This window comes from Brevibacterium sp. S111 (assembly GCF_004745075.1).
In the GTDB taxonomy this organism is placed as follows: Bacteria; Actinomycetota; Actinomycetes; order Actinomycetales; family Brevibacteriaceae; genus Brevibacterium.
The window spans coordinates 1-12,970 of record NZ_RHFH01000019.1 but is presented as its reverse complement, the minus strand read 5'-3'; the positions used below and the strand labels follow the sequence as shown (position 1 = coordinate 12,970).

Here is a 12,970-nt window from a genome sequence, read left to right as displayed (position 1 = left end):
GATCTTCTCAGAACCTCAGTCCAGGTGCTGGTGGGTGGCCACTGCCAGACGGTTCCAGACATTGATGGCTGAAACGGCCATGAGCAGTTCGACCATCTCCTGTTCGGAGAACACCGCCGAGGCGGCCGCCCACGTGTCATCGGAGACGCCGTCGGAGATGCGCGTGACCTCTTCGGTCAGGCGCAACGCGGCCTGCTCGCGGTCGGAGTAGACGGAGGCGGCTTCGTGCCATCCGGCAAGGACATCGACCTTGACCTGGTCGACCTGGGCCTTGCGGGCTTCGCCGGCATGCATGTTCAAGCAGTACGCGCAGCCGTTGAGCTGTGAAGCACGCAGTTTGATGAGCGAGAGCAGACCCTCGCCGAGACTGCCGCTGTGGATGTACTTCTCCATCGCCACCAGCGGCTGGTAGGCATTCTTGTCGACAGCTTGGATGTTGAGACGCTGAGTGTCCGACATGTTCGTCATCTTCTTCTCTTCGGTGTGTTTCTTCTTTGCCTCCGCGGAGGGAACTCCTCGGAGAGGGGCCAGGAGAGAGCTGACCGACCTGGGTCTTGCTGTCCAGTGAAACGGAGTTCAGCTGCGAAGGTCGCGGATGGCCTCGATTCCTCCGTCGTACGCTGCGGAGATGTCAACGAGGTCGATCCGATCCGGCAGGTCTCCGGCGGCCTGATGTTTGAGCATGAATTCCACAGTGGCTCGTGCGGTGGCTTCGTCATTGCCCAGCACGCCGTCGGAGACGTCCTCGGCATCGGAGAGGATGAGCACGATCTCCTCCGTCCCAGTATCCGTATGGATGCTGGCCAGGAACTCTCCGGTGTCCTGCAATTCGATGTCGATGTCCTCTTCAGCCATTCCGACCTCCTACGATGCGGCGCGAACGACGACTCTCTTCTCAGCATAGACCTCCTCGGCAAGCACTTGGGCCGCGGGCAGGAAGGTGGCATCGTGGCAGGCAGACCACCGAAATTCGCAGCAGGGGAGGGGCGACCATGAACCAGAACGCACGCCTGACCGAAGCGGCCTACCAGGGATCCGCACTCGACGTCGACAAAGACTTCTATGGACGGATCGGGAAGGACACGGACAACCGGAAGATCGTCGACGAATTCACGGTGCCAATCCGCTCGGGACAGGCGTGGGACATCCCCGCCGGACATGTGTGTCGGATCTCGACCGTCGAAGGCCCGCAGGTCGGGGACCTCAACCTGTGGAATCGCCATGACCCCAGGGAGCGCTTCTGGGCAGCCAGGACCCGGCAGCTGCAAGCCGCGCATGTGTCCACCTTCGATCGGCTGTGGTCGACGCTGCCGTTCCTCCGCCCCATGGCCACGATCGTCAGCGACACCCTTGCCGACTACGGCACCGACGCCGAAGGCGGTCGGCTGCATGACACCTTGGGCACCCGTTGCGACCCCTATGTCTCACAGATGCTGAGCGGAGTCGACTTCGACTATCACTGCCATTCCAATCTGGTCCGGGCCGTCCTGCCCTATGGCCTCACGGAGTTCGACGTCCACGATGTGCTCAATGTCTTCCAGTGCACAGGGCTGAACGACAACGACGAATACTTCATGAAGACCTGTCCGGCGACACCCGGTGACCACTTCGAGTTCTTCGCCGAACAGGATCTGCTCGCAGCCCTGTCGACCTGCCCGGGCGGAGACCTGTCCGCACCGATGTTCGGCGAGGACAACGAGGACCCGGTGGACAACTGCCACCCGCTCAAGGTCACGGTCTACCGGCTGGCGGAGAGCCTCCTCGGCGAGTGGACGGAACCGCAGTCACCGCGCTATCGAGGACAGCACGGGCTGAAGCCACAGGTCTGGGGCAGCTGAGCGGATATCCGGGAATACGCGGCGGCCGAAGTCGATGGAAACCGCGGCCGCCACCGAGTCAGGCGGTGGGCGCAATCATTCGAGGCCGTGGCCACGTAGCATGTGAACATGACTGGACACGGTGGTCCGGGCCTGTCGAGGACGACAACGGTCCGATACGCGCTCGGCTCGCTGGGCACCGGCGGCTTCGCCACCCTGCCCGGCCTCGTGCTCATCTACTACCTCACCGACACCCTCGGCGTCTCCGCGCTCGCCGCGGGTGCCGTCATCACGCTGGCGAAGGTGTGGGACGTCCTCATCGACCCGATCATCGGCGGGCTCAGCGACCGCGCCCTGCAGTCGAAGGGCACTCGTCGCGGCCCGATGATCCTCGGCGCCATCGGCCTGCCCTTCGCCTTCATCGCCACATTCTCCGTCCCACCTGGCCTGCCGCCGGCCGCCGCAATGGTCTGGGTCTTCATCTCCTTCCTCCTCGCCGCCACCTGCTTCTCCCTGTTCCAAGTGCCCTATATCGCCCTGCCGGCCGAACTCACCCCACGCTATTCGGCACGAACCCACCTGCTGACCTGGCGCGTCGTCGTGCTCACCGCCGCCATCCTCATCTTCGGCGGGGGAGGCCCGGAGATCCGCGGCCTCGTCGACAACCCGTACCTGGGGTACTTCGCCATGGCCGTGGCCGCCGGCGTCCTCCTCTTCATCGGCACCTGGACGGCCACGACGATCGTGCCGGTCAGCCGACACGAGGACACACCGGCTCAGCCGGTCGGCGAACACACGCGCACGCCGGGCATCCCGGTGCTCGAGCACTACCGCAGCGGCTGGCGCACGCTCAAGGACAGCCAACACTTCCGCGCGCTCCTGGCCACCTTCGTCATCCAAGGGCTGACCACCGGTCTCATGCTCGCCGCGGCCCAGTTCGTCGCCCGCTGGCTGCTCGGTGACGAAGGGGCGGTGACGCTGCTCTTCGTCAGTCTCATCGCCCCGGCGCTCCTCGTCGCCGCTGTGTGGAAGTCCGTGGCCGGCCGGCTCGGCAAAGAACGCGCCTTCGTCATCGCCAGCGCACTCTTCCTCGCGGCCAACCTCGCCTCCATCCCGCTGATCTGGGCTCCCGGCTATTGGATCATCGCCCCGATCGTCCTCGCCGGTGCCGCCTATGCGGGCATGCAGACCCTGCCGATGGCGATGCTGCCCGATGTCATCTCCGTCGACGCCCGCACCCACGGCGATCGAGCAGGCATCTTCGGTGGAGTCTGGACGGCAGGGGAGACCACCGGCATGGCGCTCGGGTCGACCGTGCTCACGATCGTCCTGGCCGTCACCGGCTACATCGAATCCACCGCCGAGGTCACCGTCGCCCAGCCGGCAGCGGCCCTGCTGGGCATTGCCTTGGCGTTCTCGCTCATCCCGGCACTGCTCATGGTCGCCAGCTTGGTGACCTTGGCCCGGTACCGACTGCGCAAGGATGAGGTCGACCGTGAGTGATCAGCCGCGCCGCCATGGGGAACCGGCCGGGCCGCCTCGGCGCGGGCCCCTCGATCCACGGGCCGAGGAGATCCTCGCAACGCTCAGCCGGATGCGCACCGCCGACGCCCCCACCCACGGCGGCCGCGTCCTGTCCTATGTCTACGACCCCGGTCACGAGGTCCTCGACACGTTGGCTGGGGCGGCGATGGAATCCGCCCGCCCCCTCAACGGGCTTGACCCGCTGACTTTCCCCTCGATCGCGCGGATGGAGAAGGACCTCGTCCGCTTCGCCACCGGAATCACCGGCGGGACCCGGGGGAAGGTGTTCGGTTCGGTCACCAGCGGCGGCACCGAGTCCTGCCTGCTCGCCGTGAAAACCGCCCGCGACCTCTGGCGGCAGCAGAATCCGCACTCGACTCGCCGGCCGCGACTGCTCACCTCGGTGACGGTGCATGCCGCCTTCCAGAAGGCGGCGGCGCTGTTCGACCTCGATTGGGATCCCGTTCCCGTGCCCGCCGACGGCCGGGTGCGTGCCGGTGAGATCATCGACCGCCTCGATGACGATGTCGCCCTCGTCGTGCTCTCGGCACCGGCCTACCCGACCGGAGCGATCGACCCCATCGCCGAGGTGGCCGGCCGCACCCGTGAACGCGGGCTGTCGCTGCACGTCGACGCCTGCTTCGGGGGACTGGCACTGCCGTGGTGGTCGGGTACGCAGCCGTGGAACTTCGCGGTGCCCGGCGTCACGAGCATCTCCGCGGACTTCCACAAGTACGGGTACGCGCCGAAGGGCGTTTCTGTGCTGTTGCACCGCGGCCGCCGCCGGCACCGCGCACAGTTCTTCGCAACGAACTCTTGGCCGGCCTATCCCGTGGTCAATCCCACGCTGCTGGGTCGAAGTCGGCATCCCCGCTGGCCGCAGCCTGGGCGGTCATCAATTATCTGGGGCATGACGGTTACGCCGAGGCGGTCGCCTCCTGCCGCCGGACCACCGAGGCGATCATCGCCGCGGTCGAGAACATCGACGGCCTGACCGTGTGGGGACGGCCCACCGGGCCGGCGCTCGCCCTCATCGCGGACCCATCCGTGCCCGCCGGACGCCGGGTCGATCCGCATCGCCTGGCCGACGAGGTGCGGACGGCGGGGTTCATGCTCCAGCACCAGCCAGGCTACGCCCAGTCCGACGGCACGTCTCTGCCCCGCAGCGTCCACCTCACCATCACCCCGGTCACGGAGACTGTGATGCCCGATCTGCTGGCAGCCGTCTCCGGCTCGGCCGATCGGGTGCGGGGAAAGAGACCGCACTCGGCGGCATCGATTGCGAGGATCGCACGGGCGCTCTATCCACGGGGCAATCGGCCGAGCCCGGCGATGTGCGCCCTGCTGCTCAGGCTCGCAGGCACCGGCGGTGGTGTTCCCGGCAGGCTCGGGCCGCTCATGGCGCTCATCGAAGCCCTGCCGACGGCCGTGACCGAGGCGCTGCTGACCGAGCTGCTCGCCCGCGCCAGCGAAGACTGAGCCGACGAACGCAGGAGCTGAGCTCCACGGTCCGGCTCACACCAGCGACTGCTGATACTTCCCCGGACTCATCCCGACCAAGGAGGTGAACGCGAGGATGAACGAGCCGGGGTTCGCCCACCCGCATTCGGCGGCGGTGTCATAGACGCTCATCCCGTCGGCCAGTCGCAGCAGCGCACGGTGGACCCGCAGCTCGGCCCTCCACTGGCGGAAGGTCATCCCCGTCTCCTGCTGGAACAGGCGGGACAGCGTCCGCTCACTCGCGCCGACCCGGTGACCGAGCTCGGCCAGGGAGACGGGGGTCGACAGGTCCTCCTCGACAAGCTTCGTCACGGCAAGGAGTCGATCATCGTGTGGTTCGGGCAGGTGCAGCGGCTGTTCGCCGGTGGCCGAGAGCTCATCGATGACGACGAGGCGCAGGCGCTCCGTGCTCTCCTTCTCCCGCCGCCTGGGGCCGGTGAGTGCGAGCATCGCCTCCCTGGCCAGCGGCGTCGTCGCCAGAACCGCCGGATGCGGCACCAGGGATGTGGCCATCGACTCGGGCAGGAAGACGACGCGCATGTCGGTCGCCCCATGTGCGCGGTGCTGATGTTCGAACTCCGCGGGCACCCAGACGACGCGATTGGACGGAGCGATCCACGAGCCGTCTCTCGTCACCAGCGACAGCACGCCGGTCGCCGGGTAGACCAGGTGGCCGAGCGCATGGGTGTGGGCCGGGGTGCGCTCATCGTGGCCGAGCAGGTGGATGAGTTCCGGACTGAGCGATTCGTGGCTGAATTTGTTCATCTGCCGTCAGTTTAACGGTTCCCCGCCGAGGCGGTTCGCGATTGAATGGTCGAGCACTGACCGACTGCGCGACGACGAAGGACGACATGAAGAGATCCGACCCGAATGCGAACGAGGAGCTCTCCCTCACCGAGCACGGCACCACGCTCACCGATCCACTCCAGCGGAGGATGACGAGCGGACGGGGCAGAATCTCTCTGCTCGTCCTGGGCGCCGGGCTCATCCTCATCGGTCTCAACCTGCGCATCGGCGTCGCCTCGGTCGGGCCGGTGCTCGGTGACATCCTCGGCGATCTTCACCTGAGTGCGACGGTGGGGAGTCTGCTGACGACGATCCCGGTCTTCGCCTTCGGCGCGTTCGCGTTCCTCACTCCGGGACTCACGCGCCGATTCGGCGTGCACCGGGTGCTCGGGCTCGTCATGATCATCCTCGCCGCCGGCATTGCTCTGCGTCTGCAGCCGAGCCTGCTCGCGCTGTTCTCCGGAACGGTGCTCGTGGGCGCGGCGATCGCCGTCGGCAACGTCCTGCTGCCCACAGCGATCAAGAGCGATTTCGCCCACCGGGTGGGCCTGATGATGGGCCTGTACTCGACGGCGCTGTTCCTCGGAGCCTCGGCGGCCTCGGGCCTGACCGTCCCGCTGCTGCCGATCGTCGGCGGCTCCTGGCGCTGGGCTCTGGGGATCTGGGCTGTCCCCGCGGTGCTGGCCGCGCTGCTGTGGATCCCGCAGATGCGTCGGCGCCCCGGCCGCCTCGCAGGGACGGTCGCCGGCCATGACGGTGCAGCAGACGCTGCCAGCGAAGCCGGTGAACCGCCGTTCCGCTCGATACTGACCGACCCGATCGCCTGGGCGGTCACCGGCTTCATGGGGCTGCAGTCGATGAGCTACTACGCCGCGCTGACCTGGGTGCCCTCGATCCTGCAGGACAGCGGGATGCCCGCCGACGAAGCAGGCTGGATGCTGTCCTTCTCCGCATTCCCGGCGATCATCACCTGCCTCTTCGCCCCTGCGGCAGCGCAACGGCTGCGGCCGCGCTGGCTCGGTGTTGCTGCCGCCTTCGTCCTCACTGCTGCGGGGTTTGCCGGGCTGCTGGTGGCTCCCACGGGCGGCGCCTATGTGTGGATGACGCTGCTCGGTCTGGGACAGGGTGCGACGATCAGTCTGTCGCTGTCCTATATCGTGTGGCGCTCGCCCGACGCCCACCACACCGGGCACGTGTCGACGATGGCGCAGGGCTTCGGCTACCTCTTCGCCGGCCTCGGTCCCATCGGCATCGGCTGGCTGCACACAGTGACCGGGTCCTGGACCGTCCCGCTCATCACCTTGCTGGTGATGCTCGTGGTCCAGCTGGTCATCGGCGGTTTCGCCAGCCAGGACAGACACATTCGGGCACGTGGCGCGCATTCTCGCGAGGTCGTGCTGCGCGGGTGAGTCGTCGCAGCCGGCAGGATGTGGGAGGGCCCTCGCCGAGGAGGCGGGCATACACTGGGTGCATGTCTGCGGCATCCGGCGACGACCTCACCCGCAGCCCGCATCCGCGTCTGCGGCCCTATGTCGGCGACTACGTCGGCTACGACATCTCAGGCGTCCCCGCGGGGACGCACCTGGGCCTGCCCTCGGGGGCGATGACCTTCATCGTCTCGATCGGCCGGCCGCTGCGCCAATCGGATCCGGAGACCGGAGACGTCGAGGACTTCGACGTCCTGCTGGCGGGGCTTCATCTGCGGGCGACGCACATCCGGCACAACGGCACGATGGCCGGAATCCAGATCAATTTCACGCCTTTCGCTCCGCGGGTGTTCTTCGCAATGCCGGCGGTCGACTTCGCCCACCGCACCTACGACCTCGGCGAGGTCTCGGCTCCGATCGCCGCCGAGCTCCATGAGCGCGTCAACGACGCGACGAGCTGGTCCGCTCGGTTCGATGCCATCGACGAGGTGCTGCTGCGGGTCGTCGATGAGGAAGCGCAGCCTCGAGCGGAGGTGTTCGAATCATGGCGGGAGATGGCGGCCAGCCGTGGACGGCTTCCGGTCTCACTCCTCGCCGATCGCATCGGGTGGAGCAGACGGCATCTCAACGCCCAGTTCCGTGCCGAGTTCGGCATCGGGGTCAAGGAGGCAGCCCGTGTCATGCGCTTCGATCGTGCCCGGAGGATGATCGACCCTCCTGTTGCTTCGCTGGCCGAGATCGCGACGGTGTGCGGCTATGCCGACCAATCTCATCTCAACCGCGATTTCAAGATACTGACCGGAACGAGTCCTCGACAGTGGCTGAAAGAGGATCCGATCGTCAGCGGCGGCAGTTCCCATTTGTCCAAGACCTCGCCGAGGCGGTCGATCCACGATAGAGGGGTAACGGGCAGCAGAGAGCTGTCCGTTGAGGATCGAACTCTAGGAGCTGACATGTCGAATGGAACCGCAGCGAACATCTGGCCGACGTTCCGCTATCGGGACGCGAAGGCCGCAATCGCCTTCCTGTGCGAGGCCTTCGGATTCGAGGTCGTGGTCGAGTACACGAACGCCGAGGATTCGCAACGGGTCGACCACGCCGAACTGGCCTGGCCCCAAGGCGGGGGAATCATGCTCGGCTCGGTCCGCGATGACGGGGGAGTGATGACGAAGACCGGTGTCGCCTCCGGCTCGGTCTACATCGCAACGGACCGTGTCGAGGAGCTTTACCGTCGTGCGATCAGTGCCGGGGCCACCGAAGTCGTGGGCTTGACCGAACAGGACTACGGGTCACTCGACTTCAGCGTCCAGGACCCCGAGGGCGTGCTCTGGAACTTCGGCACGTATCGGGGTGCTGGGAGGCAGTGATCACTCCACCCGCGCGCTGACTCCCTCGGCCCAGCGGTAGGGGCGGGTGGCGAGCAGTGCACCGATCGATCGTCGCAGCCTGGACACCTCGGCGCGTACCGTGACCAGCCGGTCGGAGTCACCGTAGAGCGTCCGGCTGAGTTCTGCGGCACTGATGCCGGCTGTCCCCGCCGAGGTGACCGCCTCGAGGATCTGTGCGTGGCGGGGCGTAAGCGGAACGGTCAGCGGATCCGCCCCTGAGTGGACCTCGAGCACGGCAGGGTCGGAAGAGAGCCGGAGCACCACTGCCGCCTGGCGGTCTCCGGAGGGCCGGAGCAGCCAGCCTCCGGTGATCCTCTCGGGCAGGCAGAGTCCGGCTCCCGGGATGAGGATCGTGCGGTCCGGTGAGGGCACCTCGATTCGGTCGCGGCTCCTCACCCCCTGCTGGTAGGCGACCCAGCCGGCGTCGTCGACGACCAGAGCAGGACCCTGAGAGCCCTGCAGCATCGTCGACATGCGATCACGGAGGTTCGACAGCTGTTCCTGCTGGATGATCAGCAGCCGCGCTTCGGCGAGACGAACAGCGGTGTTGACCAGGGTCTGCACCGTCGGATGCAGAGTCAGTGCAGGACCGCTGATGTCGACGATTCCCAGCAAAGTGCCGTCGGTGGGGTCATGGATCGGAACCGCGCTGCAGTACCACGGGTGCTGTGAGGATTCGAAGTGTTCGGCAGAGAACAGCTGCACGGGCGATTCCTCAGCCAAGGCCGTGCCGATGGCGTTCGTCCCGACGACCGATTCCGACCAGTGCGCACCCTCGACGAAGCCCAGACCATCGGCCTGACGGCGTGCGACGGTGGCTCCATCGCGCCAGAGGATGACACCCTCGGCATCGGTGACGACGAGGATAAAGGTCGCGGCGTCCGGAGCCTGGAGGAGCACTGTCTTCATCTCGTCGATGATCAGGCGCAGCTTCGACCGCTGCCTGCGTGCCTCGACATCCGCCTCGGCGGCGACGAGCCTCCGGTTGCCGCCTGCAGGATCGAGGCCCAGGCGCAGCATCCGATCCCACGAGCGCTTGACGAGCGCGCGCGGTTGCACCGGCGGCGAACCACCGGTGATCACGGCATCGTGAATGCGTGTCAGATCCCTGGCGAGGTGTGCCAGGTCGGGCTGAGGCATGTCTTGAGTATAGGGGCGGTCCTCGCGCATGGCCATGCAACTTGATGCAACTCTTCCTTCCGGGGCCGGCCGCACATAGCTTGGACTCACACAGCTCAACGAAGAGGAGTGATCATGACAACGACGATCGAACGCCGGCAGCTGACTGCAGACGACATCGCCACCGAGTGGTTGAACGAATTCGAATCGGCTCTGCGGGCCCGGGATATCCCGGCCGCGGCTGGACTGTTCGCCACGGCCAGCTACTGGAGAGACCTGGTGTCCTTCACCTGGAACCTCAAGACCGTGGAGAACCCCGAAGGGGTCACCGACCTGCTGACGCACAACCTCGAGCGCGTCTCGCCCATGAACTTCGAACTCAGCGAACCCGCCGCGGAAGCAGATGGGGTGACCGAAGCCTGGTTCACCTTCACCACCTCGGTGGGGCGGGGCAAGGGACTCGTCCGTCTCATCGACGAGGACGGCACCAAAGCGTGGACCGTCCTGACCTCACTGCAGGAAATCGCCGGACACGAAGAGCCGCGCGGCACCCGCCGCATCATGGGCGCGGAGCACGGAGTCGATCCCGAGCGGAAGAGCTGGTCGGAGAAACTCGCCGAGGAGGACGCCTCCTGGGGAAAGACCGCCGACCCGTACATCCTCGTCGTCGGCGGGGGACAGGGCGGAATCGCTCTGGGCGCTCGCCTTCGCCAGCTTGGAGTTCCCGCCCTCGTCGTCGACCGGTGGGAGCGGCCGGGCGACCAGTGGAGGTCACGGTACAAGTCGCTGTGCCTGCACGATCCTGTCTGGTACGACCACCTGCCGTACCTGAAATTCCCGGACAACTGGCCGGTGTTCGCACCGAAGGACAAGATCGCGGATTGGCTGGAGTTCTACACCAAGGTGATGGAGATCCCGTACTGGTCCTCGACGACGGCCAGCTCGGCGAGCTATGACGAAGACGCCGGTCAGTGGACGGTCGACGTCGAGCGGAACGGGGAGAAGCTCACGCTGCGCCCCACTCACCTGGTCATGGCCACCGGCATGTCGGGCAAACCGAACATCCCCACGTTCCCTGGCGCTGACGTGTTCAAGGGCGAGCAGCAGCATTCTTCGCAGCATCCCGGCCCCGATGCCTACGCGGGCAAGAAGGTCGTCGTCATCGGGAGCAACAATTCGGCCTTCGACATCTGCGGCGCACTGTATGAGAACGATGTCGACGTCACCATGGTGCAGCGTTCGAGCACGCACATCGTCAAGAGCGATTCGCTCGTGGATATCGCGATGGGGGACCTGTATTCCGAGCGCGCGTTGGCCAAAGGTGTGACGACGGAGAAGGCGGATCTCATCTTCGCCTCGCTGCCTTACCGGATCATGCACGAGTTCCAGATCCCGCTCTACGACCAGATCAAGGAACGCGACAAGGACTTCTACCAGCGGATGGAGAACGCCGGGTTCGAACTCGACTTCGGTGATGACGAATCCGGGCTCTTCCTCAAGTATCTGCGCCGCGGCTCCGGCTACTACATCGACGTGGGATCCGCCGAGCTCGTCGCCGACGGCAAGGTGAAGCTCGTCAAGGGGCAAGTCGACCACCTGACCGAGAACTCAGTGGTTCTCGATGACGGCACCGAGCTGACTGCCGACCTCGTCGTCTATGCCACCGGCTACGGCTCGATGAACGGGTGGGTGGCAGACCTCGTCGACCAGGAGACGGCCGACAAAGTCGGCAAGTGCTGGGGACTGGGCTCGAACACCGCGAAGGACCCCGGCCCGTGGGAGGGTGAAGAGCGCAATATGTGGAAGCCCACGCAGCAGGAGAACCTGTGGTTCATGGGCGGCAACCTCCACCAGTCACGGCACTACTCGCTCTACCTGGCCCTGCAGCTCAAGGCCCGTCACGAAGGGATCGACACCCCGGTCTATGGTCTGCAGGAGGTGCACCACCTGAGCTGAGGTGCAGTCGACGGCCGCGGGAACTTCAGGTAGTTCCGGACGATCTGTGCTGAAGTTGGCGCACAATTTCAGCACAGATCGTCCGGAACTTGATTTCGGCTCCCGTCGCGAGGGGTTCGGCTCCGGCGGCGAGGGCAAGGCGAACCGACGAGAACCCCGATGCCTCACCCCGATCGGCCACCGCCTGGACGAGAGCGGGACGCGAGCCCGAGGTGGTGCCGGATCTGAGTCTCAAGCTGTCGGTAGTCGACGTTGCTTGTCACGTGGAGGACGGTCCATCCCTCGGCCCGTAGCGCTTCATCGCGTTTGAGGTCGTTTTCCCTCTGTCGTTTCGACTGGAAGTGGTGACCGCCTTCGTACTCCAGAGCGAGTAAGGCTTCGGGGTACCCGAGATCCGGTTCGACGATGCGCCCGAGACTGCGGCTGGGGACTTTCGGATGGACGACTGGTTCGGGAAGGCCGACCGCAACGGCCCACAGACGCAGATCCGTCTCCGGTGGAGAGTCGACAGTCGGACGAGCGAGATCGACCGCCTCGATGAGGTGCTGTCGTTGGCGGACGAAGGGGCGTCCGCGAACAGAGACGCGAAGCTCATCGAGGCGGATCTGCGGCGGTCCGTGCCAATTGCCGGCGGCAGCGTCGATGACTTTCACTAGATCGCGTTGGAGCAAGTCGCCGGCGATACCGATGATGACGTCCTCAGGTGCGAGGATCGGCAGCCCGAACCACCGCTTGACCGACATCGACGTCATCCGACGCAGAGTGATCTCGGAGAGTCTGATTCGTGAGTTCGGGTTCGTGAGCGAGACGTGGAGGTGCGAATCCAGCCAGTTGGACGGAAGCGGCCATCCATAGAGCCTCGCGGCCAATGCGTGACTGGCAGCGATGGCGGGGTAGAGGAGGAGAGCAGCGCGGAGTCTCTGTGCATCGAAGCGCCATGCGGCGTCGGCCCAGACCGGTGCCGCGCACCGGTCGAACTTCTCGAGGTCCATCCTCACGCCCGGGAGCACCTCCTCGTAGCGCTTCGAATGGTAGAGACTGTGCCGGGTGATTCCCCGTTCTGCATGGTCCCGTGTACGGAACACCTGCGGAAAGTCATGCATCTGCCAGCGGACGTCATCGGACATAGACGACAGCATCGTCGACCGGGCGAGGAAACAGAATAGGAAGAATCTGGCCTGTGGATGAAGAATCACCGTCCACAGGCAACGCTGCGCGAGTCAGGAGGGAGCCGTCAGCCGAGTTCCGGACGATCTGTGCGGGAATTTCGGGCAGAATTCCGCACAGATCGTCCGGAACTCTTTGCTCGCATCGCAAAAGAGCCTGGGGGGGTGCCCCTATGGTTTTCGTCAAGGGGTGACCAAGATTTCTTCGAATAGTCTTGCCGGCTGATGCTGGGCAGGACTGATTGGTCCGGGACGCAGTCTCGGACTGGACGTGGGTGCTTCGGAAC

At 65.8% G+C, this 12,970-nt stretch carries 12 protein-coding genes; 7 read left to right on the top strand and 5 right to left on the bottom strand.

The genetic code is table 11. From position 1 onward, the window contains the following. Window positions 1-15 precede the first annotated feature (15 nt). Window positions 16-468, bottom strand: coding sequence for a carboxymuconolactone decarboxylase family protein (locus EB836_RS16265; RefSeq protein WP_205683399.1), 453 nt, complete (start codon window positions 466-468; stop codon window positions 16-18). A 108-nt stretch (window positions 469-576) separates the two neighbouring features. Next, complete coding sequence (locus EB836_RS16260; RefSeq protein ID WP_135542265.1) at window positions 577-855, bottom strand: hypothetical protein; 279 nt, start codon at window positions 853-855, stop codon at window positions 577-579. Window positions 856-992: 137 nt separating this feature from the next. Between EB836_RS16260 and EB836_RS16255 the strand changes: the two genes are divergently transcribed. The 4 genes from EB836_RS16255 (at window position 993) to EB836_RS18550 (ending at window position 4,820) form a co-directional block, all read left to right on the top strand. Then, window positions 993-1,838, top strand: coding sequence for a DUF1989 domain-containing protein (locus tag EB836_RS16255; RefSeq protein ID WP_135542263.1), 846 nt, complete (start codon window positions 993-995; stop codon window positions 1,836-1,838). A gap of 108 nt (window positions 1,839-1,946) precedes the next feature. Further along, entirely contained in the window at window positions 1,947-3,320 is a 1,374-nt protein-coding gene (locus EB836_RS16250) for an MFS transporter (RefSeq protein WP_135542261.1), read from the top strand. Then, a complete protein-coding gene (locus EB836_RS16245; RefSeq protein WP_240690088.1) occupies window positions 3,313-4,335 on the top strand; it encodes an aminotransferase class V-fold PLP-dependent enzyme in 1,023 nt (340 codons plus the stop codon). The genes EB836_RS16250 and EB836_RS16245 overlap by 8 nt, the downstream gene beginning before the upstream one ends. A gap of 2 nt (window positions 4,336-4,337) precedes the next feature. After that, window positions 4,338-4,820, top strand: a complete 483-nt coding sequence (locus tag EB836_RS18550) for a hypothetical protein (protein ID WP_240690086.1) — start codon at window positions 4,338-4,340, stop codon at window positions 4,818-4,820. 36 nt (window positions 4,821-4,856) lie between these two features. Here the strand turns inward: EB836_RS18550 and EB836_RS16240 are convergent, their stop codons facing one another. Next, window positions 4,857-5,606 (bottom strand): helix-turn-helix transcriptional regulator, encoded by a 750-nt coding sequence (locus tag EB836_RS16240; RefSeq protein WP_135542259.1) that lies wholly within the window; start codon window positions 5,604-5,606, stop codon window positions 4,857-4,859. Window positions 5,607-5,692: 86 nt separating this feature from the next. Here EB836_RS16240 and EB836_RS16235 point away from each other — a divergent pair, with 86 nt between their 5' ends. After that, window positions 5,693-7,036 (top strand): MFS transporter, encoded by a 1,344-nt coding sequence (locus tag EB836_RS16235; protein ID WP_135542257.1) that lies wholly within the window; start codon window positions 5,693-5,695, stop codon window positions 7,034-7,036. A gap of 62 nt (window positions 7,037-7,098) precedes the next feature. Further along, complete coding sequence (locus EB836_RS18545) at window positions 7,099-8,421, top strand: helix-turn-helix domain-containing protein (RefSeq protein ID WP_240690085.1); 1,323 nt, start codon at window positions 7,099-7,101, stop codon at window positions 8,419-8,421. Here the strand turns inward: EB836_RS18545 and EB836_RS16220 are convergent, their stop codons facing one another. Next, window positions 8,422-9,582 carry a GAF domain-containing protein gene (locus tag EB836_RS16220; protein WP_240690083.1) on the bottom strand — a complete coding sequence of 387 codons (1,161 nt, stop codon included), beginning with the start codon at window positions 9,580-9,582 and terminating at the stop codon, window positions 8,422-8,424. Window positions 9,583-9,696: 114 nt separating this feature from the next. On the opposite strand from EB836_RS16220, the gene EB836_RS16215 reads away from it, so the two are divergent. After that, window positions 9,697-11,517, top strand: coding sequence for an NAD(P)/FAD-dependent oxidoreductase (locus tag EB836_RS16215; protein ID WP_135542253.1), 1,821 nt, complete (start codon window positions 9,697-9,699; stop codon window positions 11,515-11,517). 164 nt (window positions 11,518-11,681) lie between these two features. Here the strand turns inward: EB836_RS16215 and EB836_RS18540 are convergent, their stop codons facing one another. Then, window positions 11,682-12,644: an endonuclease domain-containing protein gene (locus EB836_RS18540; RefSeq protein ID WP_240690081.1), complete on the bottom strand. Its 963-nt coding sequence runs from the start codon at window positions 12,642-12,644 to the stop codon at window positions 11,682-11,684. Between the last annotated feature and the right edge of the window lie 326 nt (window positions 12,645-12,970).

Excerpts from the sequence above, each read along its gene's own strand:
- EB836_RS16265 (WP_205683399.1), bottom strand. The coding sequence starts at position 468 with ATGACGAACATGTCGGACACTCAGCGTCTCAACATCCAAGCTGTCGAC.
- EB836_RS16260 (WP_135542265.1), bottom strand. The coding sequence starts at position 855 with ATGGCTGAAGAGGACATCGACATCGAATTGCAGGACACCGGAGAGTTC.
- EB836_RS16255 (WP_135542263.1), top strand. The coding sequence starts at position 993 with ATGAACCAGAACGCACGCCTGACCGAAGCGGCCTACCAGGGATCCGCA.
- EB836_RS16250 (WP_135542261.1), top strand. The coding sequence starts at position 1,947 with ATGACTGGACACGGTGGTCCGGGCCTGTCGAGGACGACAACGGTCCGA.
- EB836_RS16240 (WP_135542259.1), bottom strand. The coding sequence starts at position 5,606 with ATGAACAAATTCAGCCACGAATCGCTCAGTCCGGAACTCATCCACCTG.
- EB836_RS16235 (WP_135542257.1), top strand. The coding sequence starts at position 5,693 with ATGAAGAGATCCGACCCGAATGCGAACGAGGAGCTCTCCCTCACCGAG.
- EB836_RS18545 (WP_240690085.1), top strand. The coding sequence starts at position 7,099 with ATGTCTGCGGCATCCGGCGACGACCTCACCCGCAGCCCGCATCCGCGT.
- EB836_RS16220 (WP_240690083.1), bottom strand. The coding sequence starts at position 9,582 with ATGCCTCAGCCCGACCTGGCACACCTCGCCAGGGATCTGACACGCATT.
- EB836_RS16215 (WP_135542253.1), top strand. The coding sequence starts at position 9,697 with ATGACAACGACGATCGAACGCCGGCAGCTGACTGCAGACGACATCGCC.
- EB836_RS18540 (WP_240690081.1), bottom strand. The coding sequence starts at position 12,644 with ATGTCCGATGACGTCCGCTGGCAGATGCATGACTTTCCGCAGGTGTTC.